This is a genomic window from Caballeronia eucalypticola, assembly GCF_047608185.1.
GTDB lineage: Bacteria > Pseudomonadota > Gammaproteobacteria > Burkholderiales > Burkholderiaceae > Caballeronia.
Genome location: NZ_JBLKRU010000013.1, coordinates 93,869 through 115,733 on the forward strand (window position 1 = coordinate 93,869; position 21,865 = coordinate 115,733).

Genomic DNA, 21,865 nt, shown 5'->3' on the forward strand with positions numbered 1-21,865 from the left:
TTCCCTCTCGCGACACTCGGCTGCGCATCGAGCCACGATGCCTGCGGCTCGGGATTCATCGGGTCAGGAAGTCGGAGGAACCATGAACAAACTACGCTCGATGTCGCTGGCGGCGGCCGCGCTTGCGCTCACGGCATGCGGTGATATGCCTGGCATTTCGCATCAAAGCGTCGGCGGCGCCGATACGCTCGCCACGAAAGCGGACTCGCGTCTGGTCTACGCGCGCAGGATCAGCACCGACGCCGCGACGGGCAAGCTGCAGCCCAATGAAGTGATCTGCGCGGAGCCGAGTCCCGATGTAGCAAACGCCTTCTCGACCGCGTTCGGCACGACCGCCGAGGCGGAAGCCAAGGCGCTTCCCGCGCTCTCCGCGGCCGGTGACGTGAACGCGTCGCTGTCACTGTCGCGTTCGCGTAGCGAGGCGATCGCCCAGCTCGGCAAGCGGCTCGGCACCATCCAGCTTTTGCGCAACGGATTGTTCAGCGCTTGCGAGGCCTATGCGAACGGCGCGATCTCGCCGATCAGTTACGCGTTTTTACTCAGCCGCTTCGGTGACGTCATGGTCACCCTGCTGGCCATCGAGCTGGTCTCTGGCGACGGCGTCGGATCCGACAACACCACGACCACCGCCTCGTCCACAGCGCCGCCCTCCAGTCGCGACAAGGCCGGCTCGGGCGGGGCGGGGACGGTCGATGCCGCATCGGGTGCGTCCGCGAATGCTGGCGACGCCACGGCCGCCGCCATGAAAAAGGCGCTGGCCGGTACGAACGCCAGTACGAAGGCCGTCGCGAAGGCCGGTACGACCAGCGCGAACGATGCAGACGGACAAGGCAGCAATGGCGTGAAGGACCCGGGCAAGGACGGAACCGTCGGGGACGGATCGACTCCCGAGACGACCGCTTCCGCCACGTCGACGCCGGGTAAAACCGACAAGGGTTCCCTGAGCGACGCGCAAACCGCCGCGATCGTTCAACTGCAGCAAACGTTCTTGCGCGGAAGTGAAGCGGGTCCGCTGGTTCTGGCGTGCTCCGTCGCACTGGATCGCGCCAGCGACGCGAATCGGGCGGCGAACGGCGGCCCGCTGGGGCAATCGGGATCAACATCCGATCTTCCTTCCACCTGCGGCAAATTCCTGGCTGACTACGGGCAGATGGTGGTGAACACGATCTCGGCCGAGCGGTACGCCCAGGCCAGCGTGCTTACCCGGCAGACCGCGAACCCGCCGGAAAGAAAGCAGCCTCGTGCCGTTGGCGCAGCGACGATCACGAACCGGCCAGATGAAGCCGCCGGAACAATCGCCATCAAATGATTCGACGAGCAATACGCCGCTAACCCCGCCATGATCGTGGCTTAGTCGCGACACGATGAAACGGCAGTGTCGTCACGCCAGCGACCCGCACGTCAAGAGGAGATGGCGTGCTTCGATCATCTGCGGGCAGTTGTGTCCTTCGACGAAGCCTTCGATTACCGGTTCGAGGCACGACCTTGCTTCGGCGCAGCGTCCTTCAGCGCGCAGCATGGCAGCAATATGCATGCTGGCGCGCAGTTCGAGCAACCGCAGGTTCTGCGAGCGCGCCTCACTAGCGGCGGCGCGTAGCTGCTCCAAAGCCGCACCCGGCGCGGCACGCGGGTCAATGCTCTTCACTACGCCTTCGGCATAGGCGAGATCGACGAGGCCGGTCTGCTGGCCCGTGTTCAGGCAATCGACACGTGCGGCCGCAATGCTTTGTCGCGCTTCGTCATAACGTCCTAGGTGCGCGAGCGCTTGCGCGCGCCACGCGTGAACATAGCCGAGATCGTTGCGGCCGCCGTTGCTTGCGAGGTGCGCGATCGCTTCGTCCAGTCGTGCCTGCGCGCGCGCGTATTGCCCTTCACGCGCCGATGCGACGCCCTCGTAGACCATCGCCCACCCTTTCCAGAAGGGCAGGCGCTGCGTGTCGCAAAGTTCGATGCAGCGGCGGCATAATTCTCGCGCCACGTCGATCTCGCCAACCTCGACGAAAGGGCGCGCCGCGACGCTCAGCGCCTGCGACAGCACGAACGGCTGCGCGAGCGCGTCGGCGTGATCCATGGCTATGTGGGCGAGCCGGCGTGCCTCGTCGAACCGTCCGGTCGACAGGTGACAATAGCTCAGCCAGCAGCAGGCGGTCACCTTGGCGTCGTTGAGACGCCCGTAGCCCGTGTAGCGCGCGACATCATAGGTGTCGTTGACATATTGCAGCAGCGCAGTGCAGCGCGCGAACTGGGCCTGCTGATACAGGATGGGGCCCACTGCCGCATACGCCACGATCCGGCTGTCGGTGTCCTCGGTGCGTGATGCAAGCTCGATCAGCCGTTCGGTCGTCGCGAGGGACTTGCGGGAGTCCGCGGCCGCATAGGCGAAGTTGTTGATGCCAACCAGCGCGAGCACCAGCAGCCGCGCCTGCGTCACGCCATCCAGCACCGCTTCGGCGCGCTCCCACAGGCTGGCGACCTCCGTGCAGGCGTAGCCTTTGAGCGCCCAATGACACGCAGCGCCCGTCACCAGCAACGCGACCTCGAAATCCGCACGTCGCGCCGGGTCCGCCTGGGCGACGAGCTCAAGCCCCGAGTCGACGTGCGCCAACGCATCCCGGTGCCGGTTGCGTGCAATCGCGGCGCGCGCAGCCGCCGCCCATTGCTGCAGGGCGCGGTCGATCATGCCCGCGCGCGTCAGGTGTTGCGCCAGCACTTCGGGACTCGTCTTCGCGCGGTCACTGAATTCCTCGGTCAGGGCCCGCGCAATGCGCGCGTGGATCCGCACGCGCTGGCTCTTCAGCAAGCTGTCGTAAGCGACGTCCCGAACCAACGCATGCTTGAATCGGTAGATCGTATCATCGCCCGAGCCGCACCGGAAAATCAGGCCGCTTGCCTCGAGCGATGCAAGCGCCTCCGCGAGCCGTTCGAAATCGATCGGGGTAATCGCGGCCAGCAAGGCGTGATCGAATTCGCGGCCGATGCAAGCGCCGATCTGCGCGACCGCCTTGACTGGCGCGAGGTGATCGAGGCGTGCCATCAAGGAGTCGTGCAGCGTGAAGGGAATGGCAAGTGGTGCGACGGGCCCGTTCGTTTCCCAGTGATCGCCTGCGTCGAGGAGAAAACCTGCTTCGAGCACGGTTTGCGTCAGCTCCTCGACGAAAAGCGGCACGCCATCGGCGCGTTCCAGTATCTGTTCCAGCACATCGGTCGGAATCGGCTTGAGGGCGGTCAGCTCCTCAGCCATTTGCGCGCCTTGACGTTTGGCAAGACGGTTCAAATGCAGCAGCGTTACGTTGCCATGCGCGGTCCACGTCGGCGTGAATTCGGGACGGCAGGTGATCAGCAGCAGAATGGGCCAGTGACGGATCCGTTCGATGAATCGCGCCATTGTCTCGAGGGTGTCGGCGTCGGCCCATTGCGCGTCTTCAAAAAGCATCAGGAGCGGCTTCCCGCGCGAGAGCTTGAGCGGCTGCTCGACGAGCGCGTCGATGGTCACTTCGCGAAGGCGCTGCGGCGAATCCATCCGCGGCGGATATCGTCCTGTCGGCAGCGACAACAGGGCTGCAAATAGCGGCGCAATCTGGTCGCGCTCGCCGGGCTCCAGATGCAAGGCGGCTTCCAGCTTGTCGAGCCTGGTTTCGGGCGTGTCCGAGCGCTGGAAGTCGCTCGTCTCCGACAGGTGTTCAATAATCGGATGAAATGACGAGCTGCTCTGAAAGGGCGAGCACTGGTAGAACAAGGTCAGGTGCTGCTCGCCGGTCAGGCGCTCGCGAAGCACATGTGCCATGCGGCTCTTGCCGATGCCTGGCTCGCCCGCGAGCAGGACGGCCTGACCTTCGCCTTCGCGCGCGGTTCGCCAGCGCGAGACAAGCAGGTCGACTTCGTGCTTGCGGCCGACAAACGGCGTGCTGCGATCCGGACGGATCGCGCTGAAACGGCTTTCCCGGTACGCGAGGCCGGCCACGCGCGCGAGTCGGACCGGGGCGCTGATGCCCTTGAGCGCGTGTTCGCCAAGATCTTCGAGCTCGAACGTGCAGCCGAGCAGGCGGCGCGTGCTGGGTGCGATCACGATCTGATCGGGACCGGCGAGCGCGCACAGCCGCGCTGCCAGGTTCGGCGTTGCACCCACGGCGGTGTCGCATGCCATGGGATCGTCGCCTTCGAGTTCGCCGACCACCACCGCGCCGGTCGCCACGCCAAGGTGCGCGCGCAGTGGCGCGGCCGCGGGCAGGCGGCCGACCTCAGCAACGATGTCGAGCGCGGCGCGCACCGCACGTTCGGCGGCATCTTCGCGCGCTCGTGGAAATCCGAAGTAGATGACGAGACCGTCGCCAAGATATTGCGCCACGTAGCCTTCGTAGCGCGCGACAACACGGCCACACGCTTCCTGATAGGCGCGCATGACCTCGCGCAGCTCCTCGGCGTCTATGGCCTGGGCGAGTTCGGTCGAGCCAGCGAGATCGCAAAAGAGCACGGTGAGCTGGCGGCGCTCGCCGGGCGAGCGGCGCGCTTTGGGGGCTGGGGGCGCATGTTGTGCCGCTACCGCCATAGGCCTCGAGAGCGCATTGAGCAGACGCCGACGGTGGCCGAGCAGAACGCCGAGTTCGGTGAGGTCGCGTTCGGTCAAGAGAGCGAGCGAGTCCAGGTCGACGCCGTTGGCCAGGAACATCTCCGCGTAGCGCTCGAGGCCGAGTTCGGCGAGCCAGGTCGAAAGCGAATCCATCACGCGACTCCTCCGTGTGAATGGGCGCGTATGCAACTGCGAGCGCGCTCCGACTCTAACCGCGCAGTTGGCGCCACGTCAACGTCACGATAGAGGCGGGAAAGACGAAGGGCGGCGGGGAGCCAATGCGATGGGGCAAGACGGATGACAGGCAGCTATCAGGTCTGCTTAGTGAGTTCGCATCATCATGAATTCCGGCGCTGTCGGCCAGCCGAAACGGTGGTTAGCCGAAATGGTTAGCCGAAACATCAACGCGATCGAAACGTTTGATCGGCATGACGGTCATGCCGGATTCGCGGGGTCGTTCAACGCATGATCGTATTCGGTGAAAAGCACCGCGTGCGGATGCGTGTCCTCTCCGGGGTTGTCGTACTCGTCGAGCGTGGCGTTACTGCCGAACGCATGCTAGATGCGCTGCGCCTCGCATACTCGTGGCGACTCACGCGAAACGTCGATTAAGCGCTGCACCGCGACCGGCACGTGGTCGCGCGCGCATCGTTGCGCCGCTGCTCGCAGGCCCGCGTCGGAGACGTTCGTCTTCCGCATTCATTCTCCCAGCCCCGTGAGTGTCAACAGTTTTCATTAAGCATAGGAGATGAACGGGCCGAGTCAGGCATCGCGTTTCTACCAATTGAAAAACAGGTTGCCACGAGGCGGTGAAATTAAGAAGCGCCATCAATGTCATTCGATATCCAAAGTACTTTAGTTAGAGAACGTTCGTTTCGACAGTTGCGCCCGACGCCCGCGCGCATAATCCATCGTCATTGACATCGTTTTGTTCAGCCAAAGTCGACTCCTTGTCCGCCATTTGTTGTGCTTGCTCATGCGGATCGATATAAATTCATCGATATCCATTCGTTCTATGGAAGCCTGCGATTCAATCGAGCATCCGACGCGCATACCGAAGCAATTTGCTTTCCGTATTTCGTTCGACCATGCAAGCACGCATTCCTGAGAGGCGAAGGATCATGGGTATTGCCACTCACCCGACCGGCGTAGATGGCCACGCGCTTCGCCGCACGCTATTCGCCTTCGGTCCATGAACCCGCGGCGGGATCAGGCTGTTCCTGATGCCGCTCGACTCCTTCAACGCAACGGACACCGAACCGTGGAACAGCGCGTAGTTCCCGAACGGTGCAGACAACACTCCGTTCGGCAACGTCGCCGCAACTTCGCCTTGGGTCATGCAAGCAGCGGTGCATTGCGCGCGCTTTCCGGTCGTCACGCCGGCGGGTAAGTACAAAAGCGGTGACAGAGCCCTTCGGCTGGTCGCTGTCGGCCAGGCCGACGATCCGGACGCAAGCGCTCGTCCTTCTTTCGATTCGTCACTTCTTCTTCGAGGAGCAGCGTATGCGTGCAAAGACGGCAATGCTCGCCCTTGTCTGGTGGAAGCAGCACGGTCGCGGAATCTACGCGACCAACGGCGTCGTGCTCGGCGTAATTAAACGCTCGGCCCCGGGTTTGCCGGACCCGGATCCTTTCATCTTCGGCTTGCCCGGATTCTTCAAGGGCTATTTCCCAGGCTACTCAAGCGCTCTCGCAACCCAGAAGAATTACTTCACCTGGGCGATTCTCAAGGGGCATACAGCTAACGTCACAGGTAGCGTCAAGCTGCGCTCGGCGAATCCGCGCGACATGCCGGACATCAACTTCAAATACTTCGACGATGGCGAGAAAGGCGCGGACGATCTCAATGCGGTCGTGAAGGGCGTCGAGTTTGCGCGTCGAGTGATGTATCGGTCGCGTAGCACCGTTCGCCGCGAAGTCGTGCCGGGCTATGGCGCGCAATCGCAGAGCGATCTCAAGGAGTTCGTGAGACGCGAGGCATGGGGACACCATGCTTCATGCACGAACAAGATGGGCGTGGCGAGCGATCGCTCCGCTGTCGTCGATTCGCGCTTTCGCGTGATCGGCACGAGCGGCTTGCGTGTCGTTGATGCATCGGTGGTTCCGCGCATTCCGGGATTCTTCATCGTCACGCCGGTTTATATGATCAGCGAGAAGGCGAGCGATGTGATCATCGGAGACGCGCGGCGGACGTGAGCGCGTCGACTTGCGCATCGACTTGCGCGTGATCAATCGTACCGGAAGGATGTGCCCCGAACGGGTGGCCGCGTATCCGCCGCTCTAAGCCGGGCACAAAGAAAAAACAATTGCAGTTCGAAACGAGCGAGGCTGGTGATGACAAATCCTAACGCGCAATTGCCCACGAACGACGGAGCGGGTGTTCCGTTCGAAACAGTGGTGCGGGACGAAATAGAAGACATCAATGTCACGAGAAATCTACTCGATACGGACGCGCGTCCCGCTGCGACATCAGCGGGCGGCACGCGGCTCACAGGGCTCGCGCTGTCGGGCGGCGGCATCCGCAGCGCGACGTTTTGTCTGGGCGTGATTCAGTCGCTGTCCGAGACGAGGCTGCTGCGCCAGTTCGATTATCTTTCGACCGTGTCTGGCGGTGGCTATATCGGCGCGTGGCTTTCGGCGCAGATCTATCGCCGTTGCAAGTCCGGAACACCGGCCGAACTCGAGGAAAAACTCAGCCCGACGCAGAACGGCTGCCAGAAGGACACGGAGGATCCGTCGATCGTCTTTCTGCGCGAGTACAGCAACTATCTGACGCCCAGGCTCGGACTGCTCAGCACCGATACGCTCGCCGCCATCGCTGCCTATCTGCGCAATCTCACCCTGATCCAGGGCATGCTCATCCTGCTGATGAGCTTCCTTCTGCTGGTGCCGAGGGTCGTCTTCTTCCTGGCGAGCGTGACACAGCGTCTGGCCGTGCGCGAAGGCACGCACGCGGCCGGCCTGGCGGTGGTCGGAATGGTCGCGTTGGTGGGCGTGCTGCTGTGGCTAAGCATCTGGGCCATCAGGCGCAACATGAGCGCCGGCGACGGCGAGTTCGCCGGCCGTACGGGCTTCGTGCTAGGGCTGATTCTTGCACCCGGCGTCGTTGCCTCCTTCATCCTCGCAGTGGCGATGGCGATCCTCGCGACACTTGAGAAGCCCGCCGCGCATGATACTGCCGTGACCTGGATAGTCGTCTTCCTAATCATCTTCGGCGTCGGCTCCATGCTGATTCCCGCCGAGCGCAAGAGCGTTGACTTCGATCTCCCGGCGGTCGATTGGACGCCACAGTCCTCCGCTGCGGCGGGCGAATCGACGCCACAGTCCTCCGCTGAGCCGGTCGAATCGACGCCACAGTCCTCCGCTGAGGCGGACGACAACGGCAACGGCAACAGTACTGCGCGCCGGCGTAATCGCGGCTGGATCGTGTTCTTCGGACTGCTGGCCGGAGCGACGGGTGGATTCGCGCTGTGGCTCGTGCGGGGTCTTGTCAGCGCCGCTTACGCGACGTTCGGCGGCGACGCTTCGGCTGTGGACGCGACCCTGTGGGTCGCGATTTCGGTTGCGCCGTTTCTCATTCTGACCGTGCTCTCGCTCATCATCATCGTGCATCTCGGGCTCGTGGGCCGCATGTTTGAGTACGAAGTGCAGGAATGGTGGGCTCGCTACGGCGGCTGGCTGATCGCTATCATCGTCTTCGCAGGCGGAATATTCGTGGCGTCGGTGTATGGGCCGGCGCTCGTGGTCTTCGGCGAGAACTGGGCGCGAGCCGGCGGTGCGGCATGGCTGCTGGCGTCCCTGTGGGGCGTCCTGAAGGGTACGTCGAACAAGACGAGCGGCGAGGGGCCGTCCTGGACCGAGCGCGCGCTGGTCGTGGTGCCCTATGTTTTCATCGTGGGGCTATCGATCCTGCTTTCGTATGCGATCCACGAAATCTGGCAGTCCGCGCTGGTCACGCGCGAGACGGTGCTGGCGTGCGTCGAGCCGGCGAAAGGCCATTCGCGGGCGTACCTTTGCTTGCTCGACTCGATGCTTAACGAAATGACGGAGCAGACGAGACATCCTGTCGGCGGATCGTGCGTGCCTGCGGTCTTGATCGTCATTGTGGGCGTGGCGAGTGCGTGGACGTTGCTGTCGTTGCGCGTGGACGTCAATCTGTTTTCGCTGCACAACTTCTATCGCAACCGTCTGATCCGCTGTTATCTCGGTGCGTCCCGCAGTGCATTGAAAACGCGCAAGCCGGACCCATTCACCGGCTTCGACCCCGCCGACGATATCCCGCTCGACCGACTGGCCGCACGCAGGATTTCGCCGCAAGCGAAAGACACATTCGTCCAGCGTCCGTATCACATTCTAAACACGACCGTGAACCTGACCGAAGGCGAGAACCTCGCCTGGCAGCAACGCAAGGGCGGCTCCTTCTTCTTCTCGCCGCGCCATTGTGGGTTCGGGTTGCCACAGGCTTATGTCTCCGGGCAGGAGCAAGCGGGCACCTTCTTGCCGACCGCGAACTACATGCGCGGGACGGTCCGAGGCGGCCACGCACACACGACGAGAAGGCAAGTCGGGACGCGTTACGATGTTGGGCCGATGCTCGGCGGCGCCGTGGCGATCTCGGGCGCGGCGGCGAGTCCGAACTGGGGGTTTCATACCGACCCGGGCGTGGCGTTCCTGCTGACGCTGTTCAACGTGCGTCTGGGCAGATGGTGTCCGAACCCGGTCCGCTATGCGCCGAAAAAACCCGTCTCGCCGAATCCGATATTCAGCGGAGCCCTCTACATCAACGAGTTGTTCGGTCATGCGAATGGCGAATCCGACTACCTCTACCTGTCCGATGGCGGGCATTTCGACAACCTCGGACTCTACGAGCTCGTGCGCAGGCGGACTCAGGTTATCGTCGTATGCGATTGCGGCGAGGACGCACCGCTGCGCTTTGATGATCTCGCCGATACGATTCGAAAGTGCTCGGCCGATTTCGGCGTCGACATCGTGATCGACGTGGATCCGCTGCGGCACCTGGAAACGCCCGACAAGCGGCCACCGCCGCAAAGCGGCGCGTATGTGGTGGATGGTGTCATCAACTATCCGGCGAGCACCACGGGCACCACGGGCACGAACGCGCCTGCGTTCCAGGGCACGCTGCTCTTGGTCAAGCCCACGCTGACGAAGGAAGTCATTTCCACCGCATCCGACCTCATGAATTACGCGCTGTCCAACGCGACCTTTCCGCAGCAAACCACGCTCGATCAATGGTTCGACGAAGCGCAATTCGAGAGCTATCGCAAGCTGGGCTACCTGATCGGCCGTCAGTTGCAGACGATGACATTCACGAAGCAGTCCCCGGAGGGCGCATCGCTTGCGGAACTACTCCGAAACTGCACAGGCATCAAGTGATGCGTGCCGCAACGCCGGCTGAGACCCGTCGCGCTGGACAGGCACCGAACCGGCGCCTTTATTGACGACTCAGGTGCGACCCGCTTTTAACGCGAGACGAACCCCGCGGGGTTCGCTCGACAATGCCTGTTATTGCTAGATGTCTTTCGCATTCTCCGCGACCTCGACACGGTTGCGGCCCGCCGTCTTGGCGCTATAAAGTGCGCGATCGGCTCGAACAATCGTTTCGTCAACAGACTGGACTAAGCGGTGGCCCGCGACGCCAGCCAAGAACGTAAAGTGCATATCGCCTTGCTCGCTCGTGACAGCCAGCACGGCAATGCGCTCGCGTAGTCGCTCCATTGCTTCGAACGCGTGGGACACGTTGGCCTCGGGCATGAGGATCAGAAACTCCTCGCCTCCCCAGCGCGCTACCGTGTCAGCGCTGCGCACACTTGCGCGCGCGACCTCGGAGAAACGACGCAGTATCTCGTCGCCGCCAGCGTGGCCGTATCGATCGTTGAGTTCCTTGAAATGGTCCAGATCAAGCAATGCCACGGAGAATGACTGCACCGCGCGGTCCACGCGGGTTACTTCGGTCAGCAACAGCTTCCGGGCCCGGTGACGATTGGCGAGGCCCGTCAGATCGTCGAGCGTTGCAAGGTCCTGGATGCGGTTCAGTGCCGCCTTCAGTTCCAGTCGTTGTTGTTTCAGTCGTGCCTGCAATGAGTTGAGCCGCATGGCCAAGGCCGATGCGCCCGGCAAAGTAACCATGCATACGAGGAAGTTGGACCGGTCCACGACCGTTGAATAACGGCCCGGCCATCGCACATGCATCCACACTATGAACGCGCCCATGACTACGAGCGCAAACACCGTCAGTTGGGTTCTGGCGCAAATGGAGGCAGTGAATGGGTTAGAGTCGCCGGACTACACGACCTGATGACCGATGATGAGTAAGCTAAAGAGCCTGGGTAAGCTGTTCGATGGGCGACATTTTGATCGCGAGATCATCCTTCTGTGTGTTCGCTGGTACTTGCGCTAGAAGCTTAGCCTGCGGGATCTTGTCGAGATGATGGCTGAGCGGGGTGTATCACTCGCACACACGACGATCCTGCGTTGGGTGCAGCGTTATACGTCCGAATTTGGCAAACGCTGGAACCGGTTTGGCACGCCCACGGGACAGTCGTGGCGTGTCGACGAAACTTACCTGAAGATCCGCGGTAAGTGGGTCTACCTCTATCGGGCCGTGGATCGGGCCAGCCAGACGGTAGACTTCATGCTGCGCGCCAAACGCGACGTAGCAGCGGCAAAAGCATTTTTCAAGAAGGCCATCAAGCATCAGGGGCAGCCACCGAAAACCATCACCCTCGATGGCTACGCGGCCTCGCACCGGGCCGTGCGCGAGATGAAGGCTGACGGCTTGCTGCCCGCCGACACGGAAGTCAGATCCTCGAAGTATCTGAATAACCTGATCGAGCAAGACCATCGAAACGTCAAGTCCCGGACGAAGGTCAAGCTTGGCTTCAGGCGGTTTAGGAGCGCCGCGACCACGATCTCAGGTATCGAGCTGATCCATCGCATTCGCAAAGGCCAGTTCAATCTCGCGACGCTCGACCTCAAAGACACCGCCACACCGACTGTTTGGGATGCGGTCTTCTCAGCCCAATAAGCTATCCTATCAAAAGCAACTTCCTCGACTGGTACCGCTATTTGCACCAGATCCGCTTCAGGCGCCTTAGTTGAACTGGCGCTAGCGGCCCACACGTGTGGCGCCTTTGCTCTGGTACAACCTCGGAATTTTCGCCGCCTACAGCTTTGGCCGAACTGCTGTTTCTGAGATGCCGGCTTGGATGATCAGACCGCTCCGTTACCTGCCTTTGAACTTGTGACAGCGCGATAGGCGACTGGCGTCGTGGGTGCGTGCACAATTGTGCTTTGACTTGGAACCGATCGCGCCGGCTGATGCTTGGGAAGGTGTTGTGGCGCGGTTGCATCTTTCTATCGAGCGGTCACTACGCTTCGCTCACCACGGTTGCGGCACGCATTGTATGCTCCGCTGTTCGAAGACGCGACCACAGTGTGGCTTCTTCAAGCTTTGCTAGGATCGCGTTGGAATGTGGCTGGCGGCATCAATGACGGTATGGCCGTTTCCGTGGGAGTGGCCGATGCCGCGATGACTGTCGCGCGGAAGAGCTACGCCGGCGTTTCGAGCAAAAGCGGAGTTGCGTCGCCGTTGAGTTGCGAACCGTTGCGCGATTGCGACATCAACGAACAGTTTTCGCGAGCAAATCGATAGGGCGGGGACATTCGTTTTTCCAGCCGCTAATCCGATCTGTTCCGCCATTTTTTGGGGGTAGTTTTGGGGGTAACCGGCCACGGGCCACATCCAGACCTCCTTATAGGGCGGGCCAAAGGCGCGGCAATTCGAATCCCACCCGGGGAGCAGGTTCTCTGAATTAAGGTCTTGGCAACGGCCGGCTTTGGTCGGAGCAAGTTGGAAAATGCCTGACGGTATCGATGACGGTATTTCACCACCGGTCGTCTCGACATGCGCCATTTTCAAGATTGTTCGAGCAACGTTGGTACTGTTCTCCGTTGCGGTCCGCAGAGAGGCGGTAAGTGCCGATAGTATTTTTCGGTATCGTTGACGGTATCGGCGCGCCACGACCGGGCGGGAACGCCGTCCCGCAAGGGCTCAATCCGGCGATTGACGATCGAGTGGGATTGATAGCGTGCCGCAGCGGACTTTACTTGGTGACTGCTTATCCGATCAGGCGGAAGGTTGCTGACCTGCGCTGTGTCTGTTGCCGAAAAGCAACGTTAATTTACCGAAGAGTTCCTATCTGATCTGGCGTAGGTTTTAGCGTAGGTTTGGTGACGGAGGGTTGTCAGAAAAGGCTTCTTCACTATTTCGACGAAAACGAATAGGTAACTGCAGGGGCGCCTTGAGCTTCAAATTGCGTCGTGGAAAATAACGCCCACCGTATGCCGGTGCCCCGATCTCAGCCGGCTCACGCCGTGCCTGAGATTCACGCGATACGCTCCGCGCGTTCCGTTCACCGGCCGGTTATGCACGGCAAAAATCACGGCGTCGCCTTGCGCTAGCGGTACGACTTCGGCCCGCGACTGCATGCGCGGCCGCTGCTCGGTCATCACAAACTCGCCGCCCGTAAAATCCTGCCCGGGTACCGACAGCAGACACGCGAGCTGCAGCGGAAACACGTGCTCGCCGTACAAGTCCTGATGCAGGCAGTTGTAGTCGCCCTGCGTGTATTGCAGGATCAGCGGTGTGGGGCGAAGCTGGCCGGCCGCGTGGCATCGATCGATAAAAGCGGCGTGGTCCGGCGGATAGCGCGTGTCGATACGCATGATCTCGTTCCATCGGTTAGCAATGGGAACAAGATGCGGATACACCGCTTTGCGTAAGGTGCCGATCACATCAGGCAGCGGATAAGCGTAGTACTTGTACTCACCGCGCCCGAAGCCGTGGCGTGCCATGACTACGCGGCTCCGATACAACTCGTCGCGCGCATAAAGCGCTTTCAACGCGTCACATTCCGCTGGCGTGAGCAGGCGCTCGACCGTCGCGCAACCGAAATGATCCAGTTCCTCTTGAACCGCATGCCAGTCGATGGCGTTCACGCGGGCTTCGATATTCGTCGCCAGAGCATCCATTGGCAGCATCTCCATGCAGGTTTCGATGACCGCAAGTGTCCGCTGCACAGCGCGTTAAAACACCCCGAATGTTGCGGTCATATTAGATATGCGGAAAACATATGATGAATAACCCAGGGCTTTCCCGGGCGCATTAGTGGTTCACCGGTGATGAATGCGCCTCAGCGGAATCGCGCGATGCCGCGTCGCGAAGGCGAATGATGGTTTGCCGCGATGTGCTGAGCACCCGCGCGATGGCCGTCACGGTGCTGCCCGCGGCAAGCGCCTTCAGTGCTTGTTGCCGTTGTGAGTCGGAGAGCGAGGCGGGCCGTCCCTGATGGGTGCCGTCCTTCTTGGCAATCGCGGCCGCGTCGAGCGCGCGTGCGCGTTTGGCATCGCGTTCCAGTTCGGCGGAAAGCTGCAGCATGCGGATGGGTGAGCCTTCGCCGCTCGCGCAAAGATCGGCTTTACCGGCCTCGAGGCAGAAGACGTGCGCGCCTTTCCCGGCCAGCGCGGTGAGCGTAGACACGGCGTCGCTGATGCTGCTTCCCAGGTAACCGAGATGCGCGACGACCAGCGTGTCGCCGGGTTTAATGCGGCGGATAGCGCGCTGGAGCGCGGGGCGCGACGTGGCGTTCACGGCGTGGCTGCAGTTATCGACCAGGACGCAACCCATGTCGACCAGGAAGCCGGTCGCGTCGATCTGGAACAGGTCGTTGTCGCGACCGTCCTGATTGCCTGCGGTATTGATGTACACGATGAGGGTCACGAGCGCGCTCCGATAGTGCTTCGCATGGTCCGCCGGGAGCGCTGCAGAGGCGCTTCCGGCTGCTGCGGCTTGCTGCATGTTAGCAAACTGCCGGACGATGCGCGGCACTCGGTATCAACGCTGCCGCCTCAATTCTGCAGTGCGACTTTGGTGATCTTGCCTTGCAGCGCCTCGCGGCGTGTCGCGATCCGCTCACCGAGTTTCCCGAGATCGAGCTTGGTCTTGCGCAGTTCGGGGAACAGCTCCGACTCCTCTTCCTCCACATGGTGATTGACGCTTTCGGTCAGGACCTTGAAGGTGGCGTTGAAGCCTTCGTCGCCGGCTTTCATCGTCGAGAATTTTTCGATCAGCGTCTTCACCAGGAAGTGCTCGATGACTGCTTCGTTAACATCGTCCTTGTTGTCTTCGCCCAGCGCTTCCTTGGCTGCCGGATAGAGGATTTCCTCTTCCACCATGGCATGCATGGTGAGCAGTTCGCATGCGCGTTGCACGAGCGTCGACTTGCGTTCCAGGTCGTCATCGTCGGCGCGTTCGAACGCATCGAACAATTTTTCTACCGCTCGATGTTCTTCTTCAAGCAGCGTCAGCGCATCCTGCCGGGTCGTGTGAGTTGCAGCCGTAGTGACAGCCATGATGATTCCTCGCGTGGGGTGGGGCAGGTCGGGGCGACTCGCTCGCAAGAATCACAGCAATGCGGATGCCCGAGCAACGGGTGCCGAAGTTACGGTGTGCCGGACGATCTCCACCCGCCACCACGCGGGCAGCAGGCGGCGCACGTCGGCGCGGGCAAAGCGGTCATCGATGAGATACAACACGCCTTGATCGGTCTGGCCTCGAATCACGCGCCCCGCGGCCTGTACCACTTTCTGTAGCCCGGGAAACAGGTACGTGTAGTCGAATCCGGCGCCGAACTCTTCGTCCATGTGCGCTTTCATCTGCTGGTTGACCGGATTGAGCTGCGGCAGTCCAAGGGTCGCGATGAACGCACCGATCAACCGCGTTCCCGTCAGGTCGATTCCTTCCCCGAACGATCCGCCGAGCACGGCGAAGCCGATACCGCGCCCTGTTTGCGTGAAGCGCGCGAGAAAAGCTTGCTGATCCGCTTCGCTCATTGAACGCGATTGCGTCCACACCGGAATGTCGGGGTGCTCGCGAAGCAGCGCGCTGGCGACCTGATCGAGGTAGTCGAAGCTGCTGAAGAAACTCAGGTAGTTGCCGGGCGCACGCCTGTACTGCGCCGCGATGAGATCGACGAGTAATGGTACGGATTCCTCTCGATCGCGATATCGCGTGGAAACATTCGCTATGGCGCGTACCTGCAACTGATCCTCGTGAAAGGGTGACTCCACATTCACTTGCAGGCAGGTGTCGGGAAGACCGAGCATGTCGCCATAAAAATGCATGGGCGTGAGCGTGGCCGAGAAGAGCGCTACCGAATGCGCGCGGGCAAAGCGCGATTTCAGATGCGGCCCGGGAACACGGTTGCGCAGGCATAGAACGGTATTGCGCCGCGTCGCACCGTGCGGGGACAAAGTGGTATCGAAGAGAGTGTGGGTGTCGAAGCGCTCTGCAATGCGCACGAAATGCATGGCATCGAAGTAAAAGCGCAGCGTTTCGTGATCGAGGCCCGCAGGTTGTTCGGTCACGAACTCTATGACTGCCCCGATCATGTTGTCCAGCGCTTCAATGAAGCGTCCGGGCAGGGCCGCATGCACGTCGTAATCGGTTTCCTGCGCGCTGGAAATCGCTTTCCATTCCCGCGCGATCTTGTCGAATGCGCGCTTTAACGGTGGCGGCACGGTGCGGCGCAGGCCGCGAAAACGTGCTTCATCGAGCGTGGCCGAATACATCGCGCGGGCGCGTTCAACCAGGTTATGCGCTTCGTCCACCAGCACGCCGACACACCATTCCTTCGACTCCGCGAGGGAAAACAGCATGGCGTGCGTATCGAAGTAATAGTTGTAGTCGCCGACAATGACGTCGCTCCAGCGCGCCATTTCCTGGCTCAGGTAGTACGGACAAACAGCGTGCTCAATCGCAATCTCGCGCAACACATGGCGGTCCAGTTGCGCCACTCCAAGAGCAGCGGTTCGCGCGGCGGGCAAGCGGTCATAGAAGCCGCGTGCGAGCGGGCATGATTCGCCGTGGCAGGCTTTGTCGGGGTGTTCGCAAGAGCGGTCACGCGCGACCAGTTCGAGCACGCGCAGCGGTGTGTTGCCGCCAAGCGTGGTGAGTGCATCAAGCGCAAGTTGCCGGCCTGAACGCTTCGCGGTGAGGAAGAAGATCTTGTCGAGCTGTGCGGCGGGCCATGCTTTCAGTAGCGGAAACAAGCTGCCCAGCGTCTTGCCTATACCCGTTGGCGCTTGCGCCAGCAGACTGCGCCCGTGCAACGCGCAACGGTAAATTGCTGCCGCCAGTTCCCGCTGTCCCGGATACAAAGACGCGTGAGGGAAAACCATGCCCGCCAGCGCGCTGTGCAGTTTCGCGCGATGGTCGAGTTCCTGTTGCGCCCAATCCAGAAAACGCTCGCAATGCTCGTGAAAGTGATCGCGGAGTGCGTCGGCGGAATGCAGTTCGGTGAACACCGTCTCTTCCTCGCTGTCGATATTGAAGTAGACGAGGGCAACGCGCACTTCCTGCAGATCAAGCATTTTGCAGCACAGCCAGCCGTAGATGCGCGCTTGTGCCCAATGCAGATGCCGGTGGTTATCCGGGACGGCGCTGAGCTTCCCGCGAAACGTCTTGATCTCTTCCAACTGGTTCAGGCCGGGGTCGTAGCCGTCCGCACGACCGCGCACGTGCAGTGGACCAACTTTATCGGAAAGGCTTAGTTCGGCCTGGTAGCGCTCGCCGCGTCGCGCAGTGACGAGCTTATGCCCCGCCATGCCCTGTTGCGCAGTAGGCGACGGAGTGAAGCGCAAGTCGAGGTCGCCGCGCTTGGCAGTGAACTCGCACAACGCCCGTACTGCGATGGAATAGGCGGGTTGATCGGACATAATTACTGTATAAATATACAGTAATATTATCACGACGTATTCGTCCGCTGAAGCGGTCAACAACCCCGGATGACGCAGCAGCCAGATCATTGGCAGTGCCTTCACGTCCGCAAAAAATGCCGCGTAAATATAATGAGCGCCGCCTGCGCCTCTGGAGATAAAAGCCAGATAAAAAGCCGGATGATCCGATCCCCTCCGCCGCAAGATGCGCGTGTCCGATGAGCGCTGCGTCGCCCATGCAGTAGAAAGCACGTTCGTTCAAACGCGTAGTGGTATCTTTAATCTGTCAAAGCACCCCGAACCGAGGCCCCTGGAGTGAGCGAAACTACAACATCAACGGCGCCGCCGGCAGAAGACGACGAGCCGGGCGCGGCTCATAACCCGAGTTCGCTGGATTTCCCCGTTGTTGGGATTGGCGCGTCCGCAGGGGGCGTGCAGGCGTTGTTGCGCTTCTTCGAGAACGCGCCGTCCGACATGGGCATGGCGTTTGTCGTGGTCCTGCATTTGTCGGCCACGCATGTCAGCAGCGCGGACAAGGTGCTGCAGAACGTGACCCGCATGGGCGTGCGGCAAGTCAGCGGGCCGACCAGGATAGAAGCGAACCACGTCTACGTCATCGCACCGGGCAAGAGCCTGACGATGGCGGACGGTTTCCTGAACGCACGCGACGCCGAGCCCACGGCGGGCCGGCCGGTCAGTATCGACCGGTTTTTCCGGAGCCTGGCAGATGCGCATGGTCAGCGGGCGATGTGCATCGTAATGTCCGGCACGGGCAGCGATGGTTCGGTCGGCATTGCCAACGTGAAAGAAAAGGGCGGCGTGACGCTCGCGCAGGAGCCCAACGACGCCGAATACTCAGAGATGCCGCAGAACGCGATCCTGACAGACCAGGTCGATCTCGTGCTGCCGGTGGTGGAGATGCCGCAGCGACTGCTCGACATATGGAACAACGCCAAGCGCATCGCGCTGCCTGAACTGGAACCAGCCACGTTGAGTCCGGACGACCGGGCCGACCGGGGTGAGGCCGAACTTGCGTTGCAGGCCATTCTGGCAACGTTACGCACCCGCACCGGCCACGATTTCCGTTTCTACAAACGTGCAACCATGCTGCGCCGGATCGAGCGGCGCCTGCAGGTCAACGGCGTACCCAACCTGATTGCCTACCGTGATTTGCTGCGGGATAACTCGCGCGAAACGGCGGCCTTGCTCAAGGACATGCTGATTGGCGTGACCAGTTATTTCCGCGATCGGGAAGCGTTCGAATCGCTCGAGCGCGGCGTATTGCCGGCCCTGTTCCAGAACAAGGCCGACGGCGATCAGGTTCGCGCGTGGGTCGCGGGATGCTCGTCGGGCGAGGAAGCGTATTCGCTCGCCATGCTCCTGTGCGAGCAGCGCGAAGCATTACATTCCTCAGCCAATATCCAGGTGTTCGCCACGGATATCGATGAAAGCGCCGTCGCGCGTGCGCGGGCCGGACTGTACCCCGAGTCGATCATGACCGATGTCCGCCCCTCTACGCTGCGGAAATTTTTCACCAAGATGGATTCGCGCTACGAGGTCGTGAAAAGCGTGCGCGAGAAGATCCTGTTCGCCATGCATAACGTGCTACGCGATCCGCCGTTCTCGCGGCTCGACCTGGTCTCCTGCCGCAACCTCCTGATCTATCTCGACCGCGGTGTGCAGAACCAGGTGCTGGAAATGTTCCACTACGCGCTGTACCCCAACGGGTATTTGTTCCTCGGCACGTCGGAGTCGGCGGACTCGGTGGAAGAACTGTTCAGCGTGGTCGACAAGAAGAATCGTATCTATCGGGCAAAGGCGGCGAAGCTGCCGAACCGTCCTACGCTGGGCGCGCCTTCGCTGCTGTTGCAAGGGCGCTTCACGCAGGACGAGGAAGCAGGGTCGGCGCTGGTCCCCGGGCGCCGCAATTTCTCATTCAGTGCGCTACATCAGCGTGTGCTCGAGCAATACGCGCCGCCCAGCGTGATTGTCAACCGCGATTCGAAGATCGTGCATATGTCGGATAACGCGGGACGTTTCCTGCGCTATGTCGGCGGCGAACCGTCGAGCAACATGATTGCCGTCGTGCTGCCTGAATTGCGGCTCGACTTGCGTACCGCGTTGTTCCAGGCCGCGCAGACGGGCAATAGCGTGGAAGCACGGCGCGTCAAGCTGCAGCGCAACGGACTTCCGTCTTACGTCAACATGACCGTGCGTCCGTTCCACGACGCCGCTGCCGACGCCGACTTCCTCCTCGTGCTGTTCGACGAGGTCCAGGAGGCCATGACAGAAGACCGGGCCGCGGTGACGTATCAAACGGGTCACGACACCGTGATGCAGCAGCTCGAACAAGAGCTGCACTCGAGCAAGGAACAACTGCAGACCACGATCGAGCAGTACGAGACGTCGATGGAAGAATTGAAGGCATCGAATGAAGAATTGCAGGCGATCAACGAGGAGTTGAGGTCGGCGACGGAAGAGCTCGAAACCAGCAAGGAAGAGCTGCAGTCGGTGAACGAGGAGCTCATCACGGTCAACGCCGAATTGCAGGCGAAGATCGAGGAGACGGGCAAAGCCAATGACGACCTGGAGAACCTGATCACCTCTACGGACATCGCCACTATTTTCGTCGATCGCGCGATGTGCATCAAACGCTATACGCCGAATGCGGCCACGGTGTTCAACCTGATCGGCGCGGATGTCGGGCGCTCGTTGTTCGACATTACGCACCGGCTTGTTTATCCCGAACTGGCCGACGACGTCAGCGCGACGTTCCAGTCGTTGCGCCTGACCGAGCGCGAAGTCGCCACGTCCGACGGCCGCTGGTTCCTCGCGCGCGTGCTGCCTTACCGGACGGCAGACGACCGGATCGACGGCGCGGTGCTCAGTCTCGTTGAAACCACGGCGCGCCGCCGCGCCGAGGCAAACGTGCGGGCAGGCGAGGAGCGGCTGAGACTCGCGGCGCAGACGACGAACGACTTCGCGATCATCGTGCAGGATCCAGAGGGGCGCATCGTCAGCTGGAACGCCGGCGCCGAGCGTGTCTTCGGTTATACGGCAGCCGAGGCGGTCGGGCAGGATATCGACGTGATCTTTACTGCTGACGATCAGCAGGCGGGTATGGCGGCCCACGAACGCGAGGTCGCACAACGCGATGGCCGTGCCGACGATGATCGCTGGCTGGTCTCAAAGGGTGGCCGCAAGGTGTATTGCAGCGGCGTGGTGACGCCGTTGTCCGATCCGAAGTTCACGGGTTACGCAAAGATCGTGAGGGATCTCACGGACCGCAAGACGCAGGAAGACGCGCGCCAGTCGCAACTGGCGGAGGAGCGGGCGGTGCGGGCGCAGGCGGAAGCGGCGAACCGGCTCAAGGACGATTTCCTGGCCGTGCTGTCGCACGAATTGAAGCACCCGCTCAACCTGATTCATGTGAAGGCGGAAATGTTGCCGCGCATTCCCGAGGCGCGGGGCGTACCGGCGATCCAGCAGACAGCCGACGCAATCCAGCGCGCGGTGCTCGGTCAGGCGAAGATCATTGACGACTTGCTGGACCTGTCGCGTGTGCGTACCGGCAAACTGGCTTTGAACCTGGCAATGGGCGACGTCGCGGCCATGCTGAAGACCATCGCCGACGCCATCGAGGCGGACGCTGCATCACGGGGCATAACGCTGTCGTTCGAGGGTCTGGATGAACCGGTGTGGACCAAGGTGGATCCGGTGCGTTTCGACCAGATCGTGTGGAACCTGCTGAGCAACGCGCTGAAATTTACGCCGCGCGGCGGCTCGGTGTCCGTTCGCCTCACGAGTGAAGAGGACCAGTTGCGTATCGATGTCACGGATACCGGGTTGGGGATCGAAGCATCGGTGTTGCCGCATATCTTCGAGATGTTTTCACAAGGCAACGAAGCGCGTCGCAAGACAGGCGGCGGCATGGGCATCGGCCTCGCGCTGGTCAGGCAACTCGTGGAGACGCATGCGGGAAGCGTGCTTGCACAATCCGACGGCGAAGGCCGCGGCACGCGCATGAGCGTCTGGCTGCCGCTCGTCGACGGCCTTCCCATTGGCAAGCATGCGCCGGATGAGCACGGCGGGTCGCTGGCGGGCGTGCGTATGCTGGTCGTCGACGACGACTCTGAAACCGCGAGCTCATTCGCGGCGTTGCTGGAACTCGAAGGCGCGCTGGTCGCTACCGCGCATGACGGCGACAGCGCGCTTCCGCTGCTCGAACGCAACCACGTGGACCTGCTGGTCTGCGACATCAGCATGCCCGGCATGGATGGCTACGATCTCATGAGCCGGGTCCGGGCGAATCCCCGCCTGGCACAGTTGCCCGCTATTGCGCTAACGGGCTACACCGTGGGTAACGATGACGAGCGCGCACGCGCGTCGGGCTTCGACCTGACGCTGGTCAAGCCGGTCTCGCTCGAAGCGTTGGTTGCCGCCGCCGAGCAAGTGTTTTTCTGGCGCGGTGCACATGGCGGTGGCACGCACGAGCGTCGCTGA

Annotated in this window: 12 protein-coding genes and 1 pseudogene; 5 read left to right on the forward strand and 8 right to left on the reverse strand. The window is 61.7% G+C overall.

The window, feature by feature from the left end:
• The first annotated feature begins 82 nt into the window (after nucleotides 1-82).
• A complete protein-coding gene (locus ACMX25_RS17100; protein ID WP_414951183.1) occupies nucleotides 83-1,309 on the forward strand; it encodes a hypothetical protein in 1,227 nt (408 codons plus the stop codon).
• A 72-nt stretch (nucleotides 1,310-1,381) separates the two neighbouring features.
• Here the strand turns inward: ACMX25_RS17100 and ACMX25_RS17105 are convergent, their stop codons facing one another.
• The 3 genes from ACMX25_RS17105 to ACMX25_RS17115 all read right to left on the reverse strand — a co-directional run bounded on the left by ACMX25_RS17105 (nucleotide 1,382) and on the right by ACMX25_RS17115 (nucleotide 5,906).
• Nucleotides 1,382-4,720: an AAA family ATPase gene (locus tag ACMX25_RS17105; RefSeq protein ID WP_414951185.1), complete on the reverse strand. Its 3,339-nt coding sequence runs from the start codon at nucleotides 4,718-4,720 to the stop codon at nucleotides 1,382-1,384.
• 405 nt (nucleotides 4,721-5,125) lie between these two features.
• Nucleotides 5,126-5,266: a hypothetical protein gene (locus tag ACMX25_RS17110; protein WP_414951186.1), complete on the reverse strand. Its 141-nt coding sequence runs from the start codon at nucleotides 5,264-5,266 to the stop codon at nucleotides 5,126-5,128.
• A gap of 436 nt (nucleotides 5,267-5,702) precedes the next feature.
• Nucleotides 5,703-5,906 carry a hypothetical protein gene (locus ACMX25_RS17115; protein WP_414951187.1) on the reverse strand — a complete coding sequence of 68 codons (204 nt, stop codon included), beginning with the start codon at nucleotides 5,904-5,906 and terminating at the stop codon, nucleotides 5,703-5,705.
• 164 nt (nucleotides 5,907-6,070) lie between these two features.
• Between ACMX25_RS17115 and ACMX25_RS17120 the strand changes: the two genes are divergently transcribed.
• Both ACMX25_RS17120 and ACMX25_RS17125 read left to right on the forward strand, forming a co-directional pair.
• Complete coding sequence (locus tag ACMX25_RS17120; RefSeq protein ID WP_414951188.1) at nucleotides 6,071-6,763, forward strand: GMC oxidoreductase; 693 nt, start codon at nucleotides 6,071-6,073, stop codon at nucleotides 6,761-6,763.
• 138 nt (nucleotides 6,764-6,901) lie between these two features.
• Nucleotides 6,902-9,961 carry a patatin-like phospholipase family protein gene (locus ACMX25_RS17125; protein ID WP_414951189.1) on the forward strand — a complete coding sequence of 1,020 codons (3,060 nt, stop codon included), beginning with the start codon at nucleotides 6,902-6,904 and terminating at the stop codon, nucleotides 9,959-9,961.
• A gap of 135 nt (nucleotides 9,962-10,096) precedes the next feature.
• On the opposite strand, the gene ACMX25_RS17130 is transcribed toward ACMX25_RS17125, so the two are convergent.
• Nucleotides 10,097-10,681 carry a GGDEF domain-containing protein gene (locus ACMX25_RS17130; RefSeq protein WP_414951271.1) on the reverse strand — a complete coding sequence of 195 codons (585 nt, stop codon included), beginning with the start codon at nucleotides 10,679-10,681 and terminating at the stop codon, nucleotides 10,097-10,099.
• A gap of 211 nt (nucleotides 10,682-10,892) precedes the next feature.
• On the opposite strand from ACMX25_RS17130, the pseudogene ACMX25_RS17135 reads away from it, so the two are divergent.
• Nucleotides 10,893-11,612, forward strand: a pseudogene (locus tag ACMX25_RS17135) (IS6 family transposase).
• A 1,283-nt stretch (nucleotides 11,613-12,895) separates the two neighbouring features.
• Here the strand turns inward: ACMX25_RS17135 and ACMX25_RS17140 are convergent.
• The 4 genes from ACMX25_RS17140 to ACMX25_RS17155 form a co-directional block, all read right to left on the reverse strand.
• The gene (locus ACMX25_RS17140) at nucleotides 12,896-13,618 is read right to left on the reverse strand and encodes a 2OG-Fe(II) oxygenase (protein ID WP_414951190.1); all 723 of its coding nucleotides are present in this window, start codon (nucleotides 13,616-13,618) and stop codon (nucleotides 12,896-12,898) included.
• A gap of 133 nt (nucleotides 13,619-13,751) precedes the next feature.
• Nucleotides 13,752-14,366, reverse strand: coding sequence for a recombinase family protein (locus ACMX25_RS17145; protein WP_414951191.1), 615 nt, complete (start codon nucleotides 14,364-14,366; stop codon nucleotides 13,752-13,754).
• Nucleotides 14,367-14,494: 128 nt separating this feature from the next.
• Entirely contained in the window at nucleotides 14,495-14,998 is a 504-nt protein-coding gene (locus tag ACMX25_RS17150; protein ID WP_414951192.1) for a hemerythrin domain-containing protein, read from the reverse strand.
• A 51-nt stretch (nucleotides 14,999-15,049) separates the two neighbouring features.
• Nucleotides 15,050-17,362 carry a helicase C-terminal domain-containing protein gene (locus tag ACMX25_RS17155; protein ID WP_414951272.1) on the reverse strand — a complete coding sequence of 771 codons (2,313 nt, stop codon included), beginning with the start codon at nucleotides 17,360-17,362 and terminating at the stop codon, nucleotides 15,050-15,052.
• Between the two features lie 315 nt (nucleotides 17,363-17,677).
• On the opposite strand from ACMX25_RS17155, the gene ACMX25_RS17160 reads away from it, so the two are divergent.
• Nucleotides 17,678-21,865, forward strand: coding sequence for a CheR family methyltransferase (locus ACMX25_RS17160; RefSeq protein WP_414951193.1), 4,188 nt, complete (start codon nucleotides 17,678-17,680; stop codon nucleotides 21,863-21,865).

What these genes read in the sequence shown, in the direction of transcription:
- ACMX25_RS17100 (WP_414951183.1), top strand. Translation starts at nt 83, where the DNA reads ATGAACAAACTACGCTCGATGTCGCTGGCGGCGGCCGCGCTTGCGCTC.
- ACMX25_RS17105 (WP_414951185.1), bottom strand. Translation starts at nt 4,720, where the DNA reads ATGGATTCGCTTTCGACCTGGCTCGCCGAACTCGGCCTCGAGCGCTAC.
- ACMX25_RS17110 (WP_414951186.1), bottom strand. Translation starts at nt 5,266, where the DNA reads ATGCGGAAGACGAACGTCTCCGACGCGGGCCTGCGAGCAGCGGCGCAA.
- ACMX25_RS17115 (WP_414951187.1), bottom strand. Translation starts at nt 5,906, where the DNA reads ATGACCCAAGGCGAAGTTGCGGCGACGTTGCCGAACGGAGTGTTGTCT.
- ACMX25_RS17120 (WP_414951188.1), top strand. Translation starts at nt 6,071, where the DNA reads ATGCGTGCAAAGACGGCAATGCTCGCCCTTGTCTGGTGGAAGCAGCAC.
- ACMX25_RS17125 (WP_414951189.1), top strand. Translation starts at nt 6,902, where the DNA reads ATGACAAATCCTAACGCGCAATTGCCCACGAACGACGGAGCGGGTGTT.
- ACMX25_RS17130 (WP_414951271.1), bottom strand. Translation starts at nt 10,681, where the DNA reads ATGCGGCTCAACTCATTGCAGGCACGACTGAAACAACAACGACTGGAA.
- ACMX25_RS17140 (WP_414951190.1), bottom strand. Translation starts at nt 13,618, where the DNA reads ATGGATGCTCTGGCGACGAATATCGAAGCCCGCGTGAACGCCATCGAC.
- ACMX25_RS17150 (WP_414951192.1), bottom strand. Translation starts at nt 14,998, where the DNA reads ATGGCTGTCACTACGGCTGCAACTCACACGACCCGGCAGGATGCGCTG.
- ACMX25_RS17155 (WP_414951272.1), bottom strand. Translation starts at nt 17,362, where the DNA reads ATGTCCGATCAACCCGCCTATTCCATCGCAGTACGGGCGTTGTGCGAG.